Genomic DNA, 24,260 nt, shown 5'->3' with positions numbered 1-24,260 from the left:
GTTCAAATTCAATTTATTTAACCATCTTTGCCGCTATGACGCTACAAGAGGCGCAGCAACAATTGCAGACAAGCCTGCATGAACTGTACGATAACCGCGAGGCCGCCAACATTGCAGACTGGGTTATGGAACATGTTACCGGCATGCGAAAGATCGACCGCATCATGCATAAACAGTCGCTTTTGTCGCCCGACCGCATTGCCCAATTGAAACAATACACGCAGGAATTACTGACGAATAAACCCGTGCAATATGTGTTGCACGAAGCCTGGTTTTGCGGAATGCCGTTTTATGTGGATGAGAGTGTATTGATACCACGCCCTGAGACAGAAGAATTGGTGGAGTGGGTGGTGGCGGAAGTCGGCAATCGGTCCCGCACAAAAGCGGGAGCAATCGGCAATAAAGACTCTTCATACCTCGTACCTCCTACTTCTTACCTCAGCATTTTAGACATAGGCACAGGAAGCGGGTGTATCCCCATCGCCCTTAAAAAGAAATTGCCGGAAGCAACGATCTATGCCTGCGATGTAAGCGAACAGGCGCTGGCGGTAGCTGCTAAAAATGCAGCAGCCCAGCAAACCCCCATTCAATTTTTACCCGTTGACTTTTTAGATGCAGCTGCCTGGTCCAAGCTGCCGGCAGTTGGCATCATCGTGAGCAATCCGCCTTATATTCCACAGCACAATAAAAACAGCATGTTGCAGAATGTGCTGGCATATGAACCACACCTGGCTTTGTTTGTACCTAATGAAGATCCTCTTTTATTTTACGATGCCATTGCCCGCTTCGCGCAACAAAAATTATTACCCGGCGGATCCATCTTTGCAGAGATTCATGAAGATCTTGGCGAACAAACCAAAACACTATTTGAATCGAAAGGGTTTAAAGCAGAAGTGAAGAAAGATTTTCAGGGGAAGGAAAGAATGGTGAAGGCGGAAATAAAGAACGGAAATGATATTTTGTAATCATTACACTAACGGATAATTGAAATTAATATTTCCTTTTCTTTAGCGTTTTTAGATAAAGGTGTAAAAAGAACCGGCCAGCAGAAATCCTGCTGGCCGGCAATAACTTACGAACTCAATAACTTACGAACTTATTTCAACTTCGTATCTACCAACAACGTTGACCTTGCACCAAGGTCTCTCGCAACCCGCATTACCGCCACCACATTTTCGAGCGGAACGGTTTTATCGGCATTGATGGCTATCGTTGCCTGGGTTGAATCTTTCTGCACGTACGGCTGTATAAACGCCGTCATTTCTTCAATAGTAACCTGCTTACCGTTAATAATGTACTCTCCGGTAGGTTTAATATTTACGATAACCGTTTGCTTGGCTTTGGTATCGCTTTTGGCCTTTGGCTGTGATAACTTGATCACATTCGGATTGGCCAGTGTAGATACAATGAGGAAGAAGAACAACAGGATGAACAAAATATCGTTCAACGCGCCTGCGTGTAACTCCTGGTGCCCTTTCAATCTTCTTCGTAGATCCATTTTATTCGTTTAAAGTATAAAGTATAAGGTTTAAGGTAATCTGAAATTCGAAGGACAACCATAAACCATAAACTATCTTGTCGGTTCCTGCAAAATATCAATAAACTCCGCACTGGCAGCTTCCATTCGGTTCACGGTCTTATCGATCTGTGCATTCAGGAAATTATAACCTACATATGCCAGCAAACCAATGATCAATCCCGATGCCGAGGTGATCATTTTCGTGTAAATACCACCTGCTATCTGGGCCGGTGTAAATTCACCTGAAGCATTGATATTATAGAACAATTGCAACATACCGAAGATGGTCCCTAAGAACCCGAACATAGGCGCAATACCATATACCAATGATAAAACCGACAGATTGCGCTCCATTTTATACACTTCGAGTTTGCCTACATTTTCCATGCTTTTCTCAATGGCTTCAATGGGCTTACCAATCCGTTGCAATCCCTTATCGATAATCCGGGCCACGGGGTTGGGTGTATTTTTAGCCATTGACCGGGCTGCAGATACATTCCCACTAAAAATGTTATCCCGTATTATGTACATAAAGTTGGGGTCAATGTTACTGGCCTTGCGAATGGCAATAAGCCGTTCAAAAAAGAAAAATAAAGCCAGTACAAACAACAATCCCAATGGTATCATGAGCGGACCGCCATTAGCCAATAGTTCCATTACATTCATAGTGTGAACGCCCTGGGCGGCAGCAGTGGCTGCGGCTTGTGTGGTGTCGGCGGCGGTTGTGGTTGCAGGATTGGTAACTTGTAAAAAAAACCAATTCATCCAGGTATTGTTTTAATGGTGTAAATGTAGGCAAATGTGTGCCTAAAACGAATCGAACGATTTAATATTTCTTAAAAGTTTGGTAAGATTTAGATTGTTGATTATTGAATTGTTGAATTGTTAAAATTGTATGATGGTTGCCTTTCTGCATTGCACGATGCCCGATAATGCGCGTAAGTACCCGCAAATTAAAAATAACCATCAAGCCATCAGCAATCAAACAATCAATTCTTGTTCTGCCCAGAATTCCCTTTCATCTGCATCATAGCCATGATCTGTTGCATGTTCCGCTGCATGCTTTCACTGCTGCCATCCAGGAAAATGATATTGCCTTTTCCTACTTCGGCAAAGTTCTTAATGGCTTCCGTCCACATGCTGAACAGGATCACGTTTGTATCGAGGTTGGCCTGTTTCATTTGCTCAGCAGCCTGGCTCATACCGCGGGCAACTTCTTCCCTGAACAACGCTACCCCCTGACCGCGCAACTGAGCAGCAGTACGTTCAGCCTCAGCCGCAATTTTAATGGCATTTCCTTCTGCTTCGGCCGATTTTGTTTTAGTGATCAGCAATGCCTGTCCTTCATTTTCGGCTGCTGCTTTCAGGTTATTACTGGCCACTACTTTGCTCATGCTATCCATAATGGCTTTATCGAATGTAATATCGTTGATCTGCAGATCGAGAAGGTGATAGCCCCACGTTTCCAACAAAACGTCGATCTGCTCTTTTACGTATTCTACAATTTCTTTACGTAAGGCCAATATCTCAGCCTGGCGTTTGGTGGCCACAAAGGAGCGAATGGTTCCCTCAATAGTACGGGTGAGCGCTTGCATGAGGTCGCGCTCGCTCAGGAATTTAAACGCTACTTTTTTAATGGTCTCTTCATCGGCATTTTGCACCGCGTACAACAACATGCTTTTAAAATACACATTGGCCTGGTCTGCGGTTACCGCCTGGAACTCCATTTCAACCGAGCGATTTTGAATACTTACCTTACGGCTGATCTGTTCCAGAAAGGGTACTAAAAAATTCAGACCAGGGTTCAGTACCCGCCGGTATTTACCAAACATGGTAACTACTCCAACGAATCCCTGGTTAATGGTTTTTAAACCGGCAAATAAAAAGAGTATGACAACAATGATCCACCAATAAGACGCTAACAAATCCATAAGATTAAATTTTAATGAAAGTACGGAAAGTTAATGTGATAATTTGATAATTAGCTAATGTGTTAATGGCAGGTTACCGGTTACCAGTTTCCGGTAACCGGGACAAAAAATTTGGAGTTCCCGACTACTTATAGAGTGATCGATATTCAGGGCCTGGCAACAGGAAACCGGTAACTGGTACCTTGAACTATAATATCCCATATGTTAGAACTAATAACAAATGAACTAAAAAACAAAAAACTACCTTTGGAATAATGAACTCAACCAATCTATTCGACATCATAATCGTGGGAGGCGGCCCTATCGGTTTGGCCTGTGCCCTGGAAGCTAAAAAAGCAGGTTTACATTATTGCATACTTGAAAAAGGCTGCCTGGTTAACTCCCTGTACAACTATCCCGTGAATATGACCTTTTTTTCTACTTCAGAAAAACTGGAGATTGGCGATATTCCCTTTGTAAGCAACAATATTAAACCCACCCGGCCCGAAGCGCTTGAATATTACCGGCGCGTAGCAACCAGCAATCAACTCAACATTCACCTGCAGGAAGAAGTGAAAGCCATAACACCCCTCAATAGCAAATACGAGGTGGTCTCTACCAAACAAACCTATACCACCACCTTTGTAATTATTGCTACCGGTTTTTACGATATCCCCGTCAACATGAACATTCCCGGGGAGGACCTACCCAAAGTAACCCATTATTACAAAGACCCGCATTTTTATGCCATGCAAAAAGTGGTTGTGGTAGGCGCCAATAATTCGGCCGTTGATGCAGCCCTGGAAACCTGGCGTAAAGGTGCCACCGTAAGTATGGTTATACGTCATGATGGCATTGGAAAACGTGTGAAATACTGGGTGAAACCCGACATGGAAAACCGCATCAAAGAAGGAAGCGTGAAAGCCTGGTTCAATTCAACCTTAATGGCTATTCGCGAAAAGGAAGTAGATATTCAAACACCCGATGGACTGGTAACTATTGAAAATGATTATGTGATTGCGATGACGGGTTATCAACCCAACTGTGATTTTTTACAAAAGGCAGGCATTCATTTATCTGAAGATGAAGTGTTGCAACCTACTTATAACCCCGAAACCATGGAAACCAATTTACCCAACGTTTATCTGGCAGGTGTGGTTTGCGGTGGTATGAATACGCATGTTTGGTTCATAGAAAATAGCCGCGAACATGCAGAGTTGATAATTAAATCTATTCGGAAGAAACTTCTTAATGAATAATGCAGAATACAACTGTAAGCTGTTAGCTATAAGCTGTAAGTCAATACAATTTTAACGCTGCATTTGCTTGAAGCTTACAGCTTAAAGCTTGCAGCTCTTTCTCATTCCCTCCTATATACAAAGATCTCCACCCTCCTGTTCTTTTTGCGACCCGATGAGGTTCTATTACTGGCAATGGGTTGTTGATAACCATAGCCACGCGCAATAAAATTCACCCCCAGCGATGCCATCTTTGTCATCAGGTATTGCTTTACCGATACGGCCCGGTTCTGTGACAACTCTTTATTATAATCAAAATTGCCGATGCTGTCGGTATGCCCCTTTACCACTACCGAATCCATAGGCCCTGTTAACTTGCGGGCAAAACTGTCGAGCAATTCATAACTTTTTTTCGAGAGCTCAAAGCTGGCGGTAACAAAATAAATATCGGGTATTATCAACGTGTCTACATGTTGAACAGAAGGAATACGGGTGGTGTATAATTTCGGTCGTGGCGCCGGCGGGTTCTTTTGATAGTAGCTGATCTTTTCCTCCAGCCGGTTATGCCGGTCATTAGCGTTATAGATATGAACCTTTTCCCGATCAGCTTCTGCACACAGTCTTTCCCGGCTATCTACCGGTGTCAGGGAAACTTTATCGAGAAAGAAGAAATAATCATCCTTGAAATCGGGTTTTATAGAACCGGTATAATCGGTTCGCTTAAATAACCCGATGGTAACAAATGCTTCGTTGCCGGTGGCCGTATATATAAAATGCACCTTTTGCCATTTTTTCGAAGGCTGCGAGGCCGCCGCGCCGCTGCGCACATACCAATAATCGGGTCGAATGTCTTTGAAATTCCTTTGCTCGTACAAAAAATCGTTTGGGGATATATATACCCCGATACTGTCGAGTACTTTATTGGTAGCGCTTACATAGAATTCTACCGAATATTGACCCCCTTTTCGTAAACCACATAATAACTGGGTTCTGATAAAATTGCGAACGCCGCGTTTATTCACATTGCCGGCGGTTAAGCCAACATAATGATACCCATCGTAAGCAATGGCCATGTCGCCAAAATAATAATTGGCCTGTCCGGAAGTAGCCACCCAGGCTTCGGGCGCACAATATTTTTGAAATTCGGTACAAAGATTAGCATCTTCAAAACTGCCATTGGCTATCAGGTTTTGGGAATACCCGGTAATACAGCCCAAAAGCGCCAGGGTTAAGGTGGGAACGAATTGCTTTATTAGTTTCATAGACAGGTAAACAATGGGATGGTTCTAAATTACTCAAAAAAGCTATTCCGTAAGGGTTTTCTTTTACAATGATTATCAACCATTTACAAGCTAACATATTACAATCATTTCTGGTTTGATCATGGGCGCCGGCAACAACCCTTATACCCAAAATACTCAAAAAAAATCCTGGCCATCCTGAACACCATGATTTCCGTCAGTCAAAACAGTCCCCCATGTAGGCCACATTTGACCCATATCAAGAAAGTTTAATACAACTTGCATTTAAAAAAAACTGTATATACTTTTACTTTAGCGCTCAAGTCCCATCCTTCGAAAACTACAACAAACACACCGCCTCCTTAAGATTTTTATTCATCCTTTTGAAGAACTCTGATTAATCTTTTCTACAAACATGTAGCAGAAAAGCAGATCTCCTCCAATACCTCTGGGGCCACCCCTAATTTTTCTTCATCCAAAAACAAAAAGAATGAAAAAGATCTACTCTTTTATCATGGTGTCTGCTATTGCCCTGACCGCAAATGCGCAAATCGCATTCTTCGAAAATTTTTCCGGTTATACAAACGGCGACCTGGGAACTCAGGGCGGCTGGACAACAACTACAGGCTCTCCTGATGTGCAGGTTGCCAACTCATCGCCTCTCATTTACCCCGGGTACACCAGCGGCACCCAATATATAACCGTAAGCTCCGAAAATGGCAAGGATCCCAGAAGAACTTTTACCGGAGTTAGCACAAGCAGCGGCCAACATTTTTATATAAGCTTTGTAGTGCGGGTAACATATGCTGAATTATCGAACGAAGGCCCCAACCATAGCATTGCCTTATTTAATACAGGTGACGCCGACAGGCCATTACGCTTTTTTATAGCAGAAGAAGCAAGCGACAACGGACAGATACGATTTGGTATTGCTACAGGTGATGAAAGCACTCCCAGCTATACTTCAACAGACGCTAACTTTGAACTTAACACAACTTACCTGATAGTAATAAGATACAGCATTTTTTCAAGCGCTGGGGACAATGATGATGCTTACTTATGGGTAAACCCCAGCCTGGCCTCAGAACCTTCAACAACTACAGCTACCGGCACTACCGGAGCTACTATGTTAAATGGTGATGAAACAGGTTTTGGTTCTACCATCAACGCAATGGAAATATCACAAAGCCACAGTGATGATTCTCCTGATGCTGAGTATGATGGATTTAGAGTAGCTTATGGCGCTACTTCTGCTGCCGCCTGGACCAACCTGGCACCCGCCGGCGCTCCATTGCCCGTTCGTCTGACCAGCTTTAATGCTGCTGAAGAAGGACTGAACACCAAACTGGTTTGGAACACAGCAGAAGAAAGCGGCATCACCAGCTATGTAGTTGAAAAAAGTGCTGATGGCAGAACCTTTACCGCTATCGGTTCTGTAAAAGCTGCCAATTCAAAAACTTACAGCTTTACCGATATGCAACCTGCTTCAGAGTTTAGCTACTACAGATTGAAAATGGTTGAAATGGATGGAACTTATAAATACAGCTATATCATAAGTGTAAAGAGCAAATTGAGCATGAATATTAGCCTGTCGCCCAACCCGGTTAAAAATATACTGATGGTTCAGCACCCGAAAGCCGGCGTAGCAGGGCATATTCAAATCATTGGCGCAAACGGACAAACCTTAAAAGATATCCGGTTGTCGGCCAATGCGGTAATTTCTAATATTGACATGAGTGGCTTTACAAGTGGCCTTTACCATATTGTTTTCAAAAATGGTGCTGAGGTGTTTAGCAAAACGGTTTTAAAACAATAGGGCCGTTCCACTATTTGGATATTAAAAAAGCCATCCCCGCTGAACGGGGATGGCTTTTTTAATTTTATATCGTCTGACAACCTTGACGTTTCATTACCTAAATCATAAATCAATACCAATGCCTTTAAGTCAAGTGACATTAGAAGAAAGTTAATTACCGAAACTAGTATGTTGAATTACGAGGCTTATAGTTTGAATTACGATAAGGCTTGTTTGAAATGCAATGAGGCTTGTTCGGATGCAATTATGTTTTGCCACTTACAAAATAGCGTTTGCATTTGATGAAAGGCATCTTGTATTTCGAATGATCTTTCTTGTTATTGAAGTAAACTGCCTGGTTTTCAAAACTACAGGCCTTGTAATGAAAAATATCTCCATTGTAATCAAACAATAGCTATCGCAATTGAACCTTACAGCCCTGCAACTCAACTTACAGCCATTGTATTTCAACTTACAGATCCTGCAACTCGTGAATGGTCAATGGTGAAAGTTCCTTCCGACCTTATTCTTCCACTTCTACATTCAACATTCGATATTCAACATTCAATATTCGTATTATTCCTTTTTCATTTCTCATTCCTGATTCTTTATTCCTCATTTCTATATAAAAGGATCTCTACTCTCCTGTTCATCTGCCTTCCCTTTGGCGTTTTATTACTGGCAATGGGTTGCAGGTAAGCATAACCGCGGGTAGTGACCTTATCTTCCAGCCCCGCTACTTTACCTGATAAATAATTCCCGACCGACACCGCGCGGTTCTTTGATAAAGCTTCATTATAAGCCAGCTTGCCAATGCTATCGGTATGCCCTTCAATGATCATAGAATCGATATTTGCCTGCGATAATTTATTGGCAAAACTGTCGAGCAAATAAAAGCTGGTTGGTGTTAATTCATAACTGGCGGTAGCGAAAAAGATATCGGGTATAACAAGTGTGTCAATATGTTGCACCTTAGGCTGCGAGGTGGAGGGCAAAGGTTGAACAGGTGGTGGGTTGCGCCGATACGCATACACCTTGCGTTCTAAATAAGAATGCCTTTCATTTTCACTGTAAATGGCGTTTCGCACACTATCGGCCTGCGCACATAACTTTTCATTGGGGTTGACCGGCACCAGTGATACATCGTCGAGGAAAAAATAATAATCATGTCGGTATTCTGCCTGGTGAATACCAGTATAATCAACCCGTTTGTAATTACCGATGGTGATATACCCTTCTGTACCATCTGCCGTATACAGCAATGCTACTTTTTGCCAAACGGTCGGGTCCTGAACTGTTTTATCCAGTCCGTTCACCGTCCATAATTGCGGGGTAATCATTTTGAAATATCTCTTTTCGTATAAATAATCCTGCGGCGAGAAGTAAATACCGATACTATCCAGAACGCGATGCGGAGAGCGGATATACATTTCGAATTTATACTGATGTCCTTTTCGCAAACCGCATAACAGCCGGGCACGAATAAAATTCCGGATGCCTTGCATAGACAAGCTGCCGGCAGTCAATCCAACGAAATGGGTTCCCGTATGGGCTTTGGCAGCGCCTTTTTGGGTAGCATCAAAATAATAATTGGCGAATAACGAGGTAGCGATCCACGCTTCGGGTGCACAATTCTTAAAATATTCCGTACAAATATTCTCCTCTTCAAAACCGCCATTCACCAGCAGGTTTTGAGCATGGGTTTTGTACCCAAAGGATAACAGGCAGTATAGCAGGAAAGGTTTCATATGACAAAGGCAACAAGGCATAAAGATAACGAGGAAAGCCGTCAATGAGCCTGTAATTAATAAGTTGACCCGACTCTTGTCTTCCACTTCTACATTGGGCATTCAATATTCGATATTCTTTACTTCTTCATTCCTCATTTTTCATTCTTCATTTCTCATTTTCAACTTTTCTCTTCCCAAATACACGCCAGGTGAACAATCGTTTCCACGCTCTTTTGCATATCCTGCACGCTCACGTATTCATGCTTGCCATGAAAAGCCATTTCGCCGGTAAACAGGTTGGGGCAAGGCAATCCCATAAACGACAAACGCGACCCATCAGTCCCACCACGGGCGCTCATTTCAATCAAAGGTACGCCAGCCCGCGCTATTGCTTCTTTGGCATACGCCGATACCTGCGGGTGTTTGTCCAGCACCTCCTTCATATTGCGGTATTGTTCGCGCACCTCAAAATCAGCTTTGGCGCCGGGAAAACGTTGCAGTGTTTGCGCCAGTTGTTCGCGTAATAAGTTTTCATACTCCAACAGCTTCGCCGTAATAAAATCGCGAATAATAAATTCAAGCGTTACCTTTTCTGCAATGCCATTGATACGAACGGGATGCACAAAACCATTGCGTTTATATGTTGTTTCAGGCGACAAGGTATCTTTTGGTAACGCTTCCAAAAAAGCGGCGGCCACTTTCATGGCGTTTACCAGTTTATCTTTTGCATAACCCGGGTGAGCGCTTACTCCATGAAAGGTAATGGTAACGCCGTCGGCCGAAAAGGTCTCATCTTCATAAGCGCCGCGCTCGCCGGCATCTAACGTATAGGCAAATTGAGCGCCCAGTTTTTTGAGGTCGGCCTTATCTACACCACGACCTATTTCTTCATCGGGCGTGAACAGGATCTTTATGGTGCCATGCGGTATGGCGGCATTTGTCATAAAATAATGGGCCATATCCATGATCACCGCTACCCCGGCTTTATCATCAGCGCCCAGCAACGTGGTGCCGGATGCAGTGATAATATCCTCGCCTTTCTTTTTCTTCAAATACGGATGGTCGGCTGGCGTAATTATCTGGGTAGGATCATCGGGCAATACAATATTGCCGCCATCGTAGTTATGATGCACCAACGGCTTTACGCCCTGGCCGGTACAATCAGGTGCAGTATCAACATGCGAGCAATAACAAATAACAGGTACCTGTTTCGTAGTGGTGGCAGGAATGGTAGCATATACATAACCATTATCATCGAGGTGCGCATCTGCAATGCCCATGTCCTTTAGCTCCTGCACAAGTAACCGACTCAGGTCTTTTTGTTTCTCTGTAGACGGGCAGGTAGTTGACTGCGGATCGCTTTGCGTATCTATTTGCACATATCGCAAAAACCTTTCCTTTACCGTAAAACTATAGTTAGTAAACATGTAAGCTGTATTTTTGGCAAGATAACTCAAATATCGATCAACTTATTTCTGCATGGCTGCTGACACAACGACCCCGTTTTTTAAACAAGGCTGGCTGCGCGCCATTCTTCTCATGTTGGCTTTTATCGGGTGCTCGTTACTGGCCGGCATTATTACCAGCCTCTTTTGGGTTACGTTGAATGAGGTAAAAACAGCAACGGTTCCTCCTGAGCTTCTTCTGCGAATAACCATCATATCATTATTCTTAACATCCATTTTTGCCATCGCACTAACGGTCATATTCCGCCGATTCATTGACCGCCGGTCGGTAAAAAGCCTGGGATTTCACTGGCAGCCGTTTCAACCGGATGCCTACACGGGATTTTGCCTTGGCGTGGCCTTGCTGGGCGCCGGCACCCTGTTGCTGTATGCAACCAGGCACCTCGAATGGACCGATGTGCATTTTAAAGCCCTGGACCTTTTCATAGGGCTGGCCCTGATGGTATTAATTGCTTTTACGGAAGAAATGGTGTTCAGGGGTTATATCCTGAACAACCTGATGGAATCGATGAATAAATGGGCGGCGTTAGGCGTTTCAGCGGTTTTGTTTATGATTGCCCATAGCAGTAACCCGGGTATAAGCTCCGTAGCGGTGGCGAATTTGTTACTGGCGGGCTTCATTTTAGGCATTAACTTCATCTATACGCGCAATATCTGGTTTGCCATTTGTTTTCATTTTAGCTGGAACTTTTTCCAGGGCCCGGTTTTAGGTTTTGGCGTCAGCGGCCTGCCTTTACAAAGCGTATTACAACCGGCATTACAAGGTCCCTGGTGGCTTACCGGCGGTTCGTTTGGGCTAGAAGGTTCGTTCATTGTTACCTGCCTTTTTGCGGGCACGTTACTACTTTTATATACCGTGTATGAAAATAGATATGGCAAAACGGTAAAGGTCAGCCAATAACATATTTGTAAAATCCGATAAATCTTTATACCTTTTTACAAACTAAAGCTGACCTATTATGAAAAAATTACTCATTGGTGCTCTTGTCGGAGGCATCCTTTTATTTATCTGGCAATTTCTTTCATGGACTGTGCTGAACCTTCACGGCAACGCTTACCAATACACGGATAAACAGGATGCTATCATGAGCTTTTTAAGTACGCAGCTCGATAAAGAAGGACAATATCACTTACCCGGGCTTCCGGCAGATGCAAGCCGGGAACAACACGAAGCGCTTATGAAATCGATGGAGGGAAAACCTTGGGCATTGATACAATATCATCAGTCATGGAAAATGAATATGGGCTCGAACATGATCCGCGGGCTCATTGTCGATATGCTGATCGTTGGTTTTTTCTGCGCCCTCATCAGCCGGATGAATTCACTGAATTTTATCGCTATACTTATTTCAGCCCTGTTCGTTGGCATGATCGTTTTCTTCAATGTTCCTTATACCAATCACATCTGGTACCAGGGGTTCGACCTGATGGCTTATTTCATCGATAGCCTGGTAGGATGGGGTTTGGTTGGTATCTGGCTGGGCTGGTTGTACGGGAAGAAGAAGGCCTGATTGTTGGATGGTTGAAAGGTTTGATGGTTATGGTTACCGCATACTGCGATTCACTATTATTTATTGACTTAAAATACAAAAGGCGGAGCTGCCCGGTAACGGTTCCGCCTTTATTTATTAGGTTAAAATCATAGTCATCTTCAAAACTCAGCCCTCCCAACCATCAAGCAATCAAACCATTACTTCAGTTTTTTAACCGCAGGTTTCTTTTTTGCTACCGGTTGCGCTGCCTGAGCAGCTTCCTGTGCTGCCACTTCGTCTACATATACTGTTTTGCCTTCAGGTATGGCCAGGGTGCCAAAAATGGAAGGCATAATGTAAATAACGTTCACCAGCGAATTGTGGCTGGCATCTATAAATTTCCAGGTAAGGCCGTTGTCGGTTGATTCGCCCACCAGGTAGGTATAAGTCTTCACTTTCCCTCGGTTTTCATCAAACCATTCCCGAACTTTTTCAATTACACATTGCCATTTATCAACATCGTTCATTAATGTGATCAATTGAAGCTTTTCCGGTTTTTCCTCTATTTTGGCTTCGCCCCGAAAGCGGATCGTTACCACATGTTCTTTAAAAGCCTCTTTTCCGCCATAATACTTTATAGCACTTGGATTACTTAAATTCAAATAGGTAGGCCATTCTTCATAAAAACTGGCTTTTACCAGGCTATCGGCAAACCGTAATGCCTGACGGATAGCAATGGCCGTATCTGATTCGGGCAAAGATTGATCTGGTGTGGAAATGGTTGCGATCTGGTCCTGGGCGTGAACGATATTAGATAAACAGAAAAATAGTGCGCACGTGACAATGCGTTTCACGGTTTGTATCATAGGGTATAAATTGTAGGGCCAAAATAGAAAAAAAATCCGGGCAGGTCAATATAGGAAAACTACTAAGGAAAGTTGTAATGATGCACTTCTCAAAAAAGCGTATTGTGAGGTCGCAGTTTTGTGAAGCAGGAAGGAAGTTCACAAGTTGACAAGGGAGCGAGTTAAGAAAGAGATCAGAAGTCAGCGGCAAGAAATAAGGAACGGAAGGGTTGATAAATATGAGATAAAAAAGCAAAAGTAGGAGGCAGGAAATTCAAGTCCTTCTTACCTCCTACTTCCTATTTCTTACATCCTTTTACGGCATGATGATCCGCGAAGGAGCGGCGCCAATTTCTACCAGCTCAATATCAAAAGTCAGGTCTTCACCGGCCAAAGGATGATTGGCATCCAGCATAACATTTTCTTCGCCGATCTCGGTAATTACTACCGGAATAACATGTCCTTCTGAATTGGTCATATTTAAACGCATGCCTATTTCCAGTTCCATATCCTGGGGAAATTCACTGGCAGGGAAAGCAACGATCATCTCAGGATTTTTTGGACCATAAGCCTCTGCAACTGGTATTTGAATGGTCTTTTTGTCACCCACCTGCATACCCATCACACCATTGTCGAAACCGGCAATTACCATTCCGCTTCCTACTTCAAACTGCAGTGGTTCACGGCCTGCAGAAGAGTCGAAAGTTGTTCCATCTGTTAAACGGCCACTATAATGAACCTTTACAGTATCGCCGCTTTTTACTTGTTGCATACTAACTTTTTAGTGTTAAAAATTGTCAGGAAAATCAACTCTGTCGTCCCACATCGCCATATTCATATAACATAAGGATGTACAGAAGTGAGAAGCCTGCCTGTCGGCAGGTAGGATAAAAAAGCCCAATTTCCTGGCCTGCAAAGTAACAGGAATAATTTTGGGCGACAAATAAAAGTTTTTTGATGAAATTTGCGGTTAAAATCACAAAATTCAAATCACAAATACCAAAGGGAAAAATACAAAGGCTCAATAAGAAAACGCAAGACGAATGCAAGACACCGAACAACAAACCACAAACAATAAACTACAAACAAATAACAATCCACGCATCATATTCATGGGCACACCCGAGTTTGCCGTTGCATCGCTGAACGCATTGGTACAAGCGGGTTGTAATATCATAGCAGTAATAACCGCCCCCGATAAACCTGCCGGCAGGGGCATGAAGTTAACAGAAAGCGCCGTAAAGAAATATGCGGTTGAAAAACAGTTACCGGTTTTACAACCTGTAAAATTAAAAGACCCGGAATTTTTAGAAACATTGCGGCGCTTACAAGCCGATCTGCAGATAGTGGTTGCTTTTCGCATGTTGCCCGAGGTGGTATGGAACATGCCGCCGATGGGGACCATTAATTTGCATGGTTCATTATTGCCCCAATACCGCGGCGCAGCGCCAATTAACTGGGCCGTGATCAATGGAGAAAAAGAAACAGGTGTTACCACTTTTAAACTGCAACATGAAATTGATACGGGCAATATTCTGTTACAGGAAAGCTTTCCTATAGGCGATGATGAAACCACCGGTGAAGTGCATGACAGGATGAAAGAGATCGGCGCGCAATTGCTGGTAAAAACGGTGGAGGGTTTGACGAGGGGAACGTTGACGGAAATTCCACAACCTGGTGTCGGCAATGAAGGCCACTCACCACTCACCACTCATCACTCACCATTAAAGCACGCTCCTAAAATATTTACTGAAACATGTAAAATAGACTGGAACCAATCGGTTACATCTATTTATAATCTTATACGAGGCCTATCGCCCTACCCTGCTGCCTTTACTTACTTTAATGAAAAAATGCTGAAAATTTATAAGGCGAAAAAGGAAATGTATTCGTCGCCGAAAAACCCGGGCAGCGTTGAAACAGATAACAAAACATATTTAAAATTCGCCGGTAAAGACGGCTACATTCACGTCACCGAGTTGCAACTGGAAGGCAAAAAGCGTATGACGATAGAGGAGTTTTTGAGAGGGTACAGGTTACCCCCCATCCCCCTAAAGGGGGAGTAAGTTCATTAGTATTTTAATGATTACAATTAAACTGATGAACCCACGAACATAGTTATCGAATTACTAACACGGTGCCTTCCCAATCAGCGCATTTGCTTCCTCCCCTTTAGGGGCGGGGGTTAATAAGCCACATCCACATAAAACTTACCCATTTCCGCACCTAATTCGGCGGCGGCAGCATCGCTCAGGCGAACGGTAAGCCCTACGCTTTCGCGCATATCGGGTAACTGGCCCAGTACTTTGGCAAAGACAGATTTATTAGTAGAATTATAGGTGATCTTTACAATGGTACCCACCGGCACATTATTCATGAGGGCATAATATTTCCCATCTTTCCAGCCACTGGTGCTTCTGAAAATGCCGGCATTACCTGCGGTTGATTTTCCAACGCTGCTGTAACCAGAGCGGAAATAACCGCCTTTATACCCGGTATAGCTGGCATCGGTGTTAACCGGCGTAACGGGTGCAGATGCTTTGGATGATTTTTCTTCTGTAGCCGGGGGCGGTGTGCCTATTTCTTTTTTCGCATCTTCTTTCCTGGGTTCTTCTTTCTTCAACTCTTCTTTTTTGACTTCCACCTGTTTAGGCTCTACCGCTTTGGGCTCGGTTGATTTTATTTCAGAGGGTTTTGTTTCAGCCGCCGGCTTTTCATTTTTAACTACCGGAGTTTCGGTGGCTGGTTTGGTAGCCGCAACGGCAGGTGCAGCAGTTGGCGCCACAATTTTTTTAATGCCACCGGCAGCCAGCGGAGAATGCGCGGTTTTTACCTTCAGGTAGCCTACCACCAGCTTCATACCGGCCTGTAACTGGTCGTTGGTAACGCTGTTCCATTTTTCCAGCGTTTCAACGGGTATTTTATTATGATTCTGGCTGATGCGGTACATCCATTCTTTATCCTGCACAATATGAAATACAGGAACGAATACCTCATCGGCCAGTCTTTTACCGTCTTGAGAAAAGTTTTTGACTGTAAGCGGCACTTTTAATTGCTGCCCGATGTTCAGCTTATCCATGGTTACACCGCTCAGGGCGGCAATATCTTTCGATTGCGCATTGTAAATACGGCCTATGGCATACCAGGTTTCTTTGGGTTGCACGGTATGCACTAAGTAAAGGTCAGGAGAAGAACCCTGCACTGTCATGTCTGATTGCGACCACACAAGCTGTGTGAGCAACATAAACGCGATAATTAAAACTCCTTTGATCTTCAGCATAGGTTATGCATTTCGTATTCGGATGCAAAGATGTAGAATATATTTTAATTAGCGTCAACGGGGATAACTATCGGCCCGCACCGGCTAATTGTGTTCATTTGCACTGTCGGTGGTCCTTTTCAGGATCCTCCATCCCTGGGGATAGTAATTATTGATCCTGTTTTGTAATACCTTTATCCAGCCCAGGTTATACTGCTCAAATTGTACCAAAGTCCAACCTTTATGACTTGTTGATACGGAAACTTCTTCTTTTCGCAAATATTGTATGGCGTCTTCCTTTTTTAACGATACTGCAACAATTGATTGATTGATGAGCGTGCTTACCGCCAGCGCATGATCGGGCACCAGGTCATTCCCTGCGATCTTGCCAACGGCGGTTCCCGCCCGGCGCACATATACGTTATCCACTATGGTGAGCAGTTCTTTTTCGAGACTAACCGGGAATGCAAACAGCTCGTCTTTTTGCTTCCATAATTGCACCGGCTGTTTGGGTTGCAACCAGGGTTGAATAATGCCTGCTTCGTTCTTTGACGCCTTCTGCAATAATGATTTTTTAGGCGGTTTTACTGATGAAGCGCCGCCCTCCTGTTTGCGAAAGCTGCTAATAAAAAAACCTTCGCCCTTGATTTTATTTGGGAAAAAACGATACCCGTATGCCTGGTGTTTATCAGATTGCGTTTCAACAATACCCCATGCGGTATCTATCTTCAAAGGCAAACTGTCAACAGTAAACGTATCCATTAACCAGTCGCCTATACCTTCATCTTCCTCTTTTGAATAGGAGCAGGTAGAATAGATCAGCACGCCGCCTTCTTTTAATGCCGGAAAAACATCGGCCAGAATGCGTTGCTGGCGTTGATAGCAAAGCTGCACGTTCTGTTCGCTCCACTCACCGATCGCTTCCCGCTCACGCCTGAATAAACCAGAACCCGAACAGGGCGCATCAACAACAATGACATCGAAAAAGTTTTCCAACCGGGCAAAGGTGATTGGGTCGGCATTGGTGACAATGACATTGGCGCCACCCCATTTTACGCAATTCTCTTCGAGTATAGCTGCCCTTGACTTGATCACTTCATTACTTACCAGTAAACTATCAGCGCTGATGAGCGATTGTAACAAAGTTGATTTTCCGCCAGGCGCTGCACAAAGGTCCAACACGCGCAGTGGCTGGCTCACGTCCATTGTTTGTGTAAGCGCCTGCTCCACGAACATGCTCGACGCCTCCTGTACGTAATACGCACCGGCGTGTATCAAAGGATCGAAAATAAAAGCAGGCCGTTCGGGCAGGTAATAACCGTAGGAGCACCAGGGAATCTTTGATAGTTGAGGGAGATTGAAATGGCCAATCGTGAGGTCGGAACCGTCAATTGCCGATTGCCGATTGCCGATTTCCGATTTGAATGGGTTTACCCGCACTGAAACAACCTGTTCGCCGCTTTCATGCACCTGAACAAACGCCTCTTTATCGAAGCCTGCGATACCGGTTAATGAATCAAGAAGTTGTTGAGGGAGTTGCACCCCGCAAAACTATGAAGATATTTAGGGATTTCGGAATTTTGAGATTTTGGGATTTCATATCACAAAATCCACGAAATCTAAAAATCAGCAATTTCTACAAATACAAAAAGCCGGATTCTTTAAACCCGGCTTTTCGTTTTAGAATATTTTCGTTAGTGTGATTATTTCACGACTTTGTCGGCTTTGAACTTTCTCGACACGATCAATTGACCACGTACATCATAAAACTTGAACACGCCTTCGCGCTTATCATTCACATACGTGCCGGTTTCTTTCACCGTACCATTCGGGTTATATTCGGTCATTAAACCGTTCCGTTTGCCATCTCTATAACTTATGACGATCCTTCTTTTGCCACTCTCAAAATAAGCGCTGTAGCGGTCAACGGCGCCACTGGTATCGCGGTGCTCCATTTCCTTGGGATTTCCATTGGCATAATAGGTAGTGGTTGTTCCTACCAGCTTCTTAAAATCAACGATGGTATCGGTCTTTATTAACCGGCCCGTTTTGGTATCGTATGATTTGGCAGCCTGGAATTTTCCTTTTTCTTTAAAATGGATCTCTGTCTTCAGTTTTCCATTGGAATACGATTTTTCAATACCCTCGGTATGATCGTCATTCAGGTACTGGTACTCATACGTGAGATTGCTTTTTGGCTTCGCCACAGCGGAATCATCTACTTTCTGAAATGAATTACCGCCTTCCTGGCCTTTACTGATCTGACAGGTTAAAAGGAGAACAACAACAGCGAGATAAGCACTTTTTGTGATCATATAGTACGATTAACAATTATTTGCCGCTAATATTGGGGACCCTGCGCTTACGCAACGCACGTAAAGTGTTCTTTTACAACCAACTGAATGGTTCACACAAAAGAATAATTACAATTTTCCCCCATTTGTGCAGTCCATATAACGGCGCAATGGGTATGTTTAGTGTTTGAATGAGGGCTATAGATTCTTGATCTCTCCGATCAGGTCCTGCAACACCTTTTTGGCGTCGCCGAACAACATAGAGGTTTTGGGTTGAAAGAAAAGATCGTTCTCAATTCCGGCGTAACCGGGCTTCATACTGCGTTTGTTAACGATCACGTTCTTTGCCAGTTCCACATCCAGGATGGGCATACCGTATATGGGAGAAGAAGGATCAGTTTTTGCGGCCGGGTTCACCACATCATTCGCACCCAGCACCAGCACCACATCCGTGGTAGAAAACTCGTCATTGGCCTGCTCCATTTCCTGCAACTTATCATAACTCACATCGGCCTCGGCCAGTAATACGTTCATATGCCCGGGCATACGACCCGCCACCGGATGAATGGCATATTTTACAGTTACCCCTTTACTCTCAAGTAATTTTTCCAGTTCATGACAGGCGTGTTGCGCCTGCGCTACGGCCAGTCCGTACCCTGGTACGATCATTACTTTATTGGCATAGCTCATTACTACTGCGGTATCGCTCAGGGTAATTTCTTTATAAGCGCCCTGGTCTTTTTTAGCGCCGGCTGCTGCACCGCCACCGCCAAACGACCCGATCAATACATTTTTCAGCGACCGGTTCATAGCCTTACACATCAAAATGGTAAGCAAAGTACCGGCAGCTCCTACCAGAATACCGCCTGTTAACATCACCTTGTTGTTATACAGGAAGCCGCCACAGGCAGCCGCCACACCGGTAAATGAGTTCAACAGTGAAATAACAACCGGCATATCGGCCCCACCGATCGGCATTACAAACAATACGCCATACACCAGCGATAAGGCAACTGTTGCATAAAAAAGAATATGAGAAAACCCTACGTTGTATTGATAGGTGAACACGGCCGCCGCTAACACCAACAACAACATGATCATGTTCACAATATGCTGACCGCGGAATGACATGTCTTTAATTTTGCCGCTCAGCTTTCCCCAGGCGATCATACTACCGGCAAAGGACACGCTACCGATAATAGCGCCGGCAATAATGGTGAGGTAATGACCAGCGGCTACAAAATCGGCCAGCCAGGCTGTATCAACAGCTTTGTATGTTTGATAGATATGATCAAATTCTACGGCTGAGATCAGTGCCGCACAGGCGCCGCCCATTCCATTGAACATGCTCACCATTTCGGGCATGGCGGTCATTTTTACTTTTTTAGCCGCCAGGGTGCCTATGACACCACCAATGAGGATGCCGCCGAATATCCAGGGATAATTGCCCAGCCTTTTACCATCTTCTTCATATAGAAATATAGTTCCAATGATAGCGATTGTCATGCCTGCTGCCGCCAGCAGGTTGCCATTACGGGCCGTAGACGGGTTCGACAACATTTTTAAACCTATGATAAACGTAACCGAACCTACGAGGTAGCACAGGGTTAGTATACTTAATTCCATAACTTTTATTTAAATCCCGAATAACAAATCTCAAGAACCAAAAGAAATCACAAAAGTCAAATGGCAAGAACCAAAAAAAACCAAAGAAATACAAAAGCCCAAACCCAAGAACCAAAGAAAATCATAAAAGCCAAATAACAAGAACCAAAACAAATCCAAAAGTCAATTCGCGTTTTTTCTGAATTTTTGACTTTTATTCTTCTTTCTTATTTGTGTTTTGAATTTTTGGGGGTTATTTGGTTCCTGGATCTTGTGATTTGACATTTTTCTTCCCTTTTCCCTTAAACATTTCCAACATACGATCGGTTACTACAAAACCACCGACCACGTTCAAGGTACCCAGCACCACTGCCAGAAAGCCGAGGATCAAAGCCACATAATTATGCGCCTCTGCCTTGCCCATAACAATGATAGCTCCAATAATTACCACCCCATGAATGGCATTGGCGCCGCTCATCAGCGGGGTGTGCAACACACTGGGCACATGGCCTATCACTTCAATACCCACGAAGATCATCAATATAACGATGTAGATCATTTGCTGATTATCAGCTATCCAACTCAGGATGGATTCCATATGAATAATTTGAAAGTTATTTGATCGCTCAGTAAAGAACTAACGCACAAGAGTCCGCCAACTGGCGGAACGAAAGCTTATTCAGGGCTCTGCAGCCGGTCACAAAAAATCATCTTATTGTTTTCCATTTACACATTTTCGCATTTGCATATTTGCTAATTATTTCACTCTCTCATTCGTCACTTCCCCATTGAACGTAATACAACCACCCTTTACCAGGTCGTCGTTCCAGTTCAGATTAAGGTTACCTTCTTTATCGATGATCAGTTGTAAAAAGTTCAACAGGTTTTTACCGTACAATTTGCTGGCATCGGAAGGCATGGTGGCCGCCAGGTTGCTATCGCCCACAATATGCACGCCTTTGTACAGCACCGTTTGATTATTTTTTGTAACAGGCGTATTGCCGCCGGTAGCGGCCGCAAGGTCAATGATCACCGATCCTTTGCGCATCGCCTGCATCATTTCTTCTGTAATCAATATCGGCGCTTTTTTGCCGGGTATCTGTGCAGTGGTAATAACAATATCTGCTTTGGCAATGCTTTCTGCAATGCGCTGCTGCTGGCGTTGCTGGTAATCGGCTGATTGTTCAACAGCATAACCACCCGCTTTGGAAGCATCGGCGGCGCCTTCTACTTCAATAAATTTGGCGCCCAAACTCATCACTTCTTCTTTCACGGCAGGGCGGGTATCGAACACTTCTACCACAGCACCCAAACGGCGTGCGGTGGCAATAGCCTGCAATCCCGCCACGCCGGCGCCCAATATCAACACTTTTGCGGGAGCTATGCTTCCGGCAGCAGTCATGAACATAGGGAAATAACGGCTGTACGAATTGGCAGCCAGCAATACCGCCTTATATCCGGCAATATTGGCTTGTGAGCTCAATACGTCCATACTTTGCGCCCGGGTGGTACGGGGCAACATATCCAGGCTAAACGTGGTGAGCCCCTGTTTTGCCCATTGTTGCATCAACGGCACATTAAACAAAGGTTGATATACCCCGATCAATATTTTAGATGTTAGTTTAACCGCATCGGCAAACGGGTGAATAGCTACCAATATGTCTGCTGATTGTAATACTTCCTCCCGGCTTTTAATAGTAGCCCCGGCTTTAACGTAGTCTTCATCGTTATGAAAAGCTTTTTCACCGGCGCCCGATTCAACATATACAGTAATGCCTTTTTTGGTTAAGGCGATTACAGTTTCGGGCAAAAATGATACGCGGGTTTCTTCGGATGGTTCTTTTAAAACTCCAATCGTCATAATCAGGTAGTAATTATATGATTCAAGGTAAGGAAATTTTGAGTTATGTATACCGTTACGTCCAAATTGCCATTTTATTGTGGCAGCATTGAAATATTGATATCCCTGGCAAACGTTATACCAGGGCCCTACCCCGCCATTATTTCCAACAATTGAATCTTTTCGTGTACCTGAACCGTTAAAACCGGATGGTAAAATGCTGTTTCACCTTGAACTGGTCGCTGAAAAAGACCAGTCCAATAAAAAACAGGTCAATGGAAAGATGTACCGCGGAATTTTCCCTGATGGCATTCCACGCCCGTTCCATATCGGCGCTCCAGTGAATATCATCAAAAATGACTACGCTTTTAGCGTGCAGGGAAGGTAATAATTGGTTAAAATACCCCACCGTGGGCTCATACCGGTGGTTGCCGTCAATAAAAGCGAGATCGAGTTTGGGTAAGGTAGTTAAGATACCAGGCAGTGTATCGTCGAAGTTACCGGTGACCTGTTCAATAGTTGACAGTTGAAGTGACTGAAAATTTATTTTCGCCTGCTCCGAAATGGCCGTGCTTCCTTCCGCCGTGATAATGCGCGCCTGCGGATTGGCCATGGCCATGTAGGCGGTGGAAATGCCCAGCGAGGTGCCCAATTCCAGGATGGTTTCAGGCTGGTAATAGTTTACGATGCGAAATAACAACTGCGCCATTTTCTTTGATTTGGCAGCATGTCGCGCAATGGACGCAATTGACCGTTGATTGGTCTTGCTGATGGTGGAGCCTGCACCAAAATCTTCCACCTCGAGCACCGTTTCGTTTTGCAGTAATTTTCTTCGCAATGCTTCTACCTGGCCATAGGCATAAAAGTTACGTTTATCGATCAAAACATGGCGTACAAAATCATACACAAAGGGGGAATGAATACCATGGCCTTTTCCGTTGGAAGCGGTTAGGTAGTAGTCGGCGTATTTTTTTATGAGTTGCCAGGAGGAAAACATGATCAAAAATATTGAATGTCGAATGTTGAATGTTGAATTTCGAAATAAAGACCGAATGTATTATACTTCTACATTCAAAATTGAATATTCATTATTCTACATTTTCCGCTGCCACACCTGAAAGCTATAGGCATAAGCATGCTTTTCGTCAGCATTAAAATCAAGTTGTGAAAGCAATTCCCAGTTGGCTTCGTTGATTTCGGGATAGAATGTGTCTGCTTCCATTGAGGTATGTACACGGGTGAGATAAACACGTTGGGTGATGGGCAGGGTTTGCCGGTAAATTTCACCGCCGCCAATGATAAATGCTTCTTTGGCGTCTGTTTTGGCAGCGGAAGCCATCGCTTCTTTAATATCGTGCACGACAATAACGCCTTCAGATTTCCAATCTTGTTGGTGAGTGACGATGATGTTGGTTCTACCGGTAAGCGGTTTGCCCAATGATTCATAGGTTTTTCGTCCCATGATCACCGGCATGCCCCAGGTGGTATTTTTAAAAAACTTCATATCATTCGGCAACGACCAAAGTAATTGATTGTTCCTTCCTATTGCATTATTATCGGCCGCTGCGACCACCTGGCTTAGAATCATGGAAAATATTAAATATTGAATGTTGAATAATGAATGTCGAAATTTACTTCTTAAGGAGATTATTTGCTTTGGCTGTTTCGATGCTCTTAACAAATATCCTTATTAATTGATCTACTTCATCAAAAGCGTTATCAACCTTTGCGTGTTTGATTAACGGTTTTTCTTTAATTATTCGAAGATTAATCCTTGTTTCACGCAATTCCTTCAATGCCATTTTCATTTTATGACAAAAATCCGTTCTGGATTCTGCCGCCTGAGCTTCTCCATATATTAAAGCTGGTGCGGTGCCGCTTTTTGACAATTGATGTTCGAGATTATTTCCAGCCCTTGTCCCTGGAAGCATTTCACAAACTTCTAATATAAGGCAAGCGAATGCCACCAATCTGTCTTCAAGGTCAAATTTCTGAATATTATTCTCCATATTAATGAGGGTTTAACTATTCTATTTCTCATTCTGC

At 43.9% G+C, this 24,260-nt stretch carries 23 protein-coding genes; 6 read left to right on the top strand and 17 right to left on the bottom strand.

Annotated elements, in window-relative coordinates; translation table 11 throughout:
* Nucleotides 1-35 precede the first annotated feature (35 nt).
* Entirely contained in the window at nucleotides 36-965 is a 930-nt protein-coding gene (gene prmC, locus FAM09_RS08370) for a peptide chain release factor N(5)-glutamine methyltransferase (protein ID WP_136576655.1), read from the top strand.
* Nucleotides 966-1,096: 131 nt separating this feature from the next.
* On the opposite strand, the gene FAM09_RS08365 is transcribed toward prmC, so the two are convergent.
* The 3 genes from FAM09_RS08365 to FAM09_RS08355 all read right to left on the bottom strand — a co-directional run bounded on the left by FAM09_RS08365 (nucleotide 1,097) and on the right by FAM09_RS08355 (nucleotide 3,450).
* Nucleotides 1,097-1,498, bottom strand: a complete 402-nt coding sequence (locus tag FAM09_RS08365) for an ExbD/TolR family protein (protein ID WP_136576654.1) — start codon at nucleotides 1,496-1,498, stop codon at nucleotides 1,097-1,099.
* 72 nt (nucleotides 1,499-1,570) lie between these two features.
* Nucleotides 1,571-2,284 carry a MotA/TolQ/ExbB proton channel family protein gene (locus tag FAM09_RS08360; RefSeq protein WP_136576653.1) on the bottom strand — a complete coding sequence of 238 codons (714 nt, stop codon included), beginning with the start codon at nucleotides 2,282-2,284 and terminating at the stop codon, nucleotides 1,571-1,573.
* A 224-nt stretch (nucleotides 2,285-2,508) separates the two neighbouring features.
* Complete coding sequence (locus FAM09_RS08355; protein ID WP_136576652.1) at nucleotides 2,509-3,450, bottom strand: SPFH domain-containing protein; 942 nt, start codon at nucleotides 3,448-3,450, stop codon at nucleotides 2,509-2,511.
* Nucleotides 3,451-3,704: 254 nt separating this feature from the next.
* Here FAM09_RS08355 and FAM09_RS08350 point away from each other — a divergent pair, with 254 nt between their 5' ends.
* Complete coding sequence (locus FAM09_RS08350) at nucleotides 3,705-4,688, top strand: YpdA family putative bacillithiol disulfide reductase (protein ID WP_136576651.1); 984 nt, start codon at nucleotides 3,705-3,707, stop codon at nucleotides 4,686-4,688.
* Between the two features lie 101 nt (nucleotides 4,689-4,789).
* On the opposite strand, the gene FAM09_RS08345 is transcribed toward FAM09_RS08350, so the two are convergent.
* The gene (locus FAM09_RS08345; RefSeq protein ID WP_136576650.1) at nucleotides 4,790-5,929 is read right to left on the bottom strand and encodes an OmpA family protein; all 1,140 of its coding nucleotides are present in this window, start codon (nucleotides 5,927-5,929) and stop codon (nucleotides 4,790-4,792) included.
* 469 nt (nucleotides 5,930-6,398) lie between these two features.
* Here FAM09_RS08345 and FAM09_RS08340 point away from each other — a divergent pair, with 469 nt between their 5' ends.
* A complete protein-coding gene (locus FAM09_RS08340) occupies nucleotides 6,399-7,724 on the top strand; it encodes a T9SS type A sorting domain-containing protein (RefSeq protein ID WP_136576649.1) in 1,326 nt (441 codons plus the stop codon).
* A 587-nt stretch (nucleotides 7,725-8,311) separates the two neighbouring features.
* Here FAM09_RS08340 and FAM09_RS08335 read toward each other — a convergent pair.
* Nucleotides 8,312-9,451 (bottom strand): OmpA family protein, encoded by a 1,140-nt coding sequence (locus FAM09_RS08335; protein WP_166437066.1) that lies wholly within the window; start codon nucleotides 9,449-9,451, stop codon nucleotides 8,312-8,314.
* Nucleotides 9,452-9,612: 161 nt separating this feature from the next.
* Entirely contained in the window at nucleotides 9,613-10,860 is a 1,248-nt protein-coding gene (gene pepT, locus FAM09_RS08330; RefSeq protein ID WP_136576647.1) for a peptidase T, read from the bottom strand.
* A gap of 52 nt (nucleotides 10,861-10,912) precedes the next feature.
* Here pepT and FAM09_RS08325 point away from each other — a divergent pair, with 52 nt between their 5' ends.
* Nucleotides 10,913-11,800 carry a CPBP family intramembrane glutamic endopeptidase gene (locus tag FAM09_RS08325; RefSeq protein WP_136576646.1) on the top strand — a complete coding sequence of 296 codons (888 nt, stop codon included), beginning with the start codon at nucleotides 10,913-10,915 and terminating at the stop codon, nucleotides 11,798-11,800.
* A gap of 58 nt (nucleotides 11,801-11,858) precedes the next feature.
* Entirely contained in the window at nucleotides 11,859-12,410 is a 552-nt protein-coding gene (locus FAM09_RS08320; RefSeq protein ID WP_136576645.1) for a hypothetical protein, read from the top strand.
* Nucleotides 12,411-12,589: 179 nt separating this feature from the next.
* On the opposite strand, the gene FAM09_RS08315 is transcribed toward FAM09_RS08320, so the two are convergent.
* Both FAM09_RS08315 and FAM09_RS08310 read right to left on the bottom strand, forming a co-directional pair.
* Nucleotides 12,590-13,237, bottom strand: a complete 648-nt coding sequence (locus FAM09_RS08315; RefSeq protein ID WP_136576644.1) for a hypothetical protein — start codon at nucleotides 13,235-13,237, stop codon at nucleotides 12,590-12,592.
* A gap of 295 nt (nucleotides 13,238-13,532) precedes the next feature.
* Entirely contained in the window at nucleotides 13,533-13,988 is a 456-nt protein-coding gene (locus FAM09_RS08310) for an FKBP-type peptidyl-prolyl cis-trans isomerase (protein ID WP_136576643.1), read from the bottom strand.
* Between the two features lie 271 nt (nucleotides 13,989-14,259).
* Between FAM09_RS08310 and fmt the strand changes: the two genes are divergently transcribed.
* A complete protein-coding gene (gene fmt / locus FAM09_RS08305) occupies nucleotides 14,260-15,282 on the top strand; it encodes a methionyl-tRNA formyltransferase (protein ID WP_243751628.1) in 1,023 nt (340 codons plus the stop codon).
* Nucleotides 15,283-15,401: 119 nt separating this feature from the next.
* Here fmt and FAM09_RS08300 read toward each other — a convergent pair whose 3' ends face one another.
* From FAM09_RS08300 to FAM09_RS08260, 9 genes are all read right to left on the bottom strand, one after another.
* Entirely contained in the window at nucleotides 15,402-16,496 is a 1,095-nt protein-coding gene (locus FAM09_RS08300) for a LysM peptidoglycan-binding domain-containing protein (RefSeq protein ID WP_136576642.1), read from the bottom strand.
* 84 nt (nucleotides 16,497-16,580) lie between these two features.
* Nucleotides 16,581-18,017, bottom strand: coding sequence for a methyltransferase RsmF C-terminal domain-like protein (locus FAM09_RS08295; RefSeq protein ID WP_136576641.1), 1,437 nt, complete (start codon nucleotides 18,015-18,017; stop codon nucleotides 16,581-16,583).
* A gap of 161 nt (nucleotides 18,018-18,178) precedes the next feature.
* A complete protein-coding gene (locus FAM09_RS08290; RefSeq protein WP_136576640.1) occupies nucleotides 18,179-18,790 on the bottom strand; it encodes a toxin-antitoxin system YwqK family antitoxin in 612 nt (203 codons plus the stop codon).
* Nucleotides 18,791-18,967: 177 nt separating this feature from the next.
* Entirely contained in the window at nucleotides 18,968-20,395 is a 1,428-nt protein-coding gene (locus FAM09_RS08285) for an NAD(P)(+) transhydrogenase (Re/Si-specific) subunit beta (RefSeq protein WP_136576639.1), read from the bottom strand.
* A gap of 232 nt (nucleotides 20,396-20,627) precedes the next feature.
* Nucleotides 20,628-20,972 carry an NAD(P) transhydrogenase subunit alpha gene (locus FAM09_RS08280; protein ID WP_136576638.1) on the bottom strand — a complete coding sequence of 115 codons (345 nt, stop codon included), beginning with the start codon at nucleotides 20,970-20,972 and terminating at the stop codon, nucleotides 20,628-20,630.
* 159 nt (nucleotides 20,973-21,131) lie between these two features.
* Nucleotides 21,132-22,235: a Re/Si-specific NAD(P)(+) transhydrogenase subunit alpha gene (locus FAM09_RS08275; protein ID WP_136576637.1), complete on the bottom strand. Its 1,104-nt coding sequence runs from the start codon at nucleotides 22,233-22,235 to the stop codon at nucleotides 21,132-21,134.
* A 178-nt stretch (nucleotides 22,236-22,413) separates the two neighbouring features.
* Nucleotides 22,414-23,211 carry an O-methyltransferase gene (locus tag FAM09_RS08270; RefSeq protein WP_136576636.1) on the bottom strand — a complete coding sequence of 266 codons (798 nt, stop codon included), beginning with the start codon at nucleotides 23,209-23,211 and terminating at the stop codon, nucleotides 22,414-22,416.
* Between the two features lie 96 nt (nucleotides 23,212-23,307).
* Nucleotides 23,308-23,802: a dihydrofolate reductase gene (locus tag FAM09_RS08265; protein ID WP_136576635.1), complete on the bottom strand. Its 495-nt coding sequence runs from the start codon at nucleotides 23,800-23,802 to the stop codon at nucleotides 23,308-23,310.
* Nucleotides 23,803-23,845: 43 nt separating this feature from the next.
* Entirely contained in the window at nucleotides 23,846-24,223 is a 378-nt protein-coding gene (locus tag FAM09_RS08260; RefSeq protein ID WP_136576634.1) for a four helix bundle protein, read from the bottom strand.
* Nucleotides 24,224-24,260: the final 37 nt, after the last annotated feature.

The sequence above is a fragment of the Niastella caeni genome (assembly GCF_004834005.1).
Classification (GTDB): domain Bacteria; phylum Bacteroidota; class Bacteroidia; order Chitinophagales; family Chitinophagaceae; genus Niastella; species Niastella caeni.
Note: the sequence above shows the minus strand (reverse complement) of the source record. Positions and strands in the feature narration are given on the sequence as shown.

Coding starts and splice junctions, on each gene's coding strand:
- prmC (WP_136576655.1), top strand. CDS start 36: ATGACGCTACAAGAGGCGCAGCAACAATTGCAGACAAGCCTGCATGAA.
- FAM09_RS08365 (WP_136576654.1), bottom strand. CDS start 1,498: ATGGATCTACGAAGAAGATTGAAAGGGCACCAGGAGTTACACGCAGGC.
- FAM09_RS08360 (WP_136576653.1), bottom strand. CDS start 2,284: ATGAATTGGTTTTTTTTACAAGTTACCAATCCTGCAACCACAACCGCC.
- FAM09_RS08355 (WP_136576652.1), bottom strand. CDS start 3,450: ATGGATTTGTTAGCGTCTTATTGGTGGATCATTGTTGTCATACTCTTT.
- FAM09_RS08350 (WP_136576651.1), top strand. CDS start 3,705: ATGAACTCAACCAATCTATTCGACATCATAATCGTGGGAGGCGGCCCT.
- FAM09_RS08345 (WP_136576650.1), bottom strand. CDS start 5,929: ATGAAACTAATAAAGCAATTCGTTCCCACCTTAACCCTGGCGCTTTTG.
- FAM09_RS08340 (WP_136576649.1), top strand. CDS start 6,399: ATGAAAAAGATCTACTCTTTTATCATGGTGTCTGCTATTGCCCTGACC.
- FAM09_RS08335 (WP_166437066.1), bottom strand. CDS start 9,451: ATGAAACCTTTCCTGCTATACTGCCTGTTATCCTTTGGGTACAAAACC.
- pepT (WP_136576647.1), bottom strand. CDS start 10,860: ATGTTTACTAACTATAGTTTTACGGTAAAGGAAAGGTTTTTGCGATAT.
- FAM09_RS08325 (WP_136576646.1), top strand. CDS start 10,913: ATGGCTGCTGACACAACGACCCCGTTTTTTAAACAAGGCTGGCTGCGC.
- FAM09_RS08320 (WP_136576645.1), top strand. CDS start 11,859: ATGAAAAAATTACTCATTGGTGCTCTTGTCGGAGGCATCCTTTTATTT.
- FAM09_RS08315 (WP_136576644.1), bottom strand. CDS start 13,237: ATGATACAAACCGTGAAACGCATTGTCACGTGCGCACTATTTTTCTGT.
- FAM09_RS08310 (WP_136576643.1), bottom strand. CDS start 13,988: ATGCAACAAGTAAAAAGCGGCGATACTGTAAAGGTTCATTATAGTGGC.
- fmt (WP_243751628.1), top strand. CDS start 14,260: ATGCAAGACACCGAACAACAAACCACAAACAATAAACTACAAACAAAT.
- FAM09_RS08300 (WP_136576642.1), bottom strand. CDS start 16,496: ATGCTGAAGATCAAAGGAGTTTTAATTATCGCGTTTATGTTGCTCACA.
- FAM09_RS08290 (WP_136576640.1), bottom strand. CDS start 18,790: ATGATCACAAAAAGTGCTTATCTCGCTGTTGTTGTTCTCCTTTTAACC.
- FAM09_RS08285 (WP_136576639.1), bottom strand. CDS start 20,395: ATGGAATTAAGTATACTAACCCTGTGCTACCTCGTAGGTTCGGTTACG.
- FAM09_RS08280 (WP_136576638.1), bottom strand. CDS start 20,972: ATGGAATCCATCCTGAGTTGGATAGCTGATAATCAGCAAATGATCTAC.
- FAM09_RS08275 (WP_136576637.1), bottom strand. CDS start 22,235: ATGACGATTGGAGTTTTAAAAGAACCATCCGAAGAAACCCGCGTATCA.
- FAM09_RS08270 (WP_136576636.1), bottom strand. CDS start 23,211: ATGTTTTCCTCCTGGCAACTCATAAAAAAATACGCCGACTACTACCTA.
- FAM09_RS08265 (WP_136576635.1), bottom strand. CDS start 23,802: ATGATTCTAAGCCAGGTGGTCGCAGCGGCCGATAATAATGCAATAGGA.
- FAM09_RS08260 (WP_136576634.1), bottom strand. CDS start 24,223: ATGGAGAATAATATTCAGAAATTTGACCTTGAAGACAGATTGGTGGCA.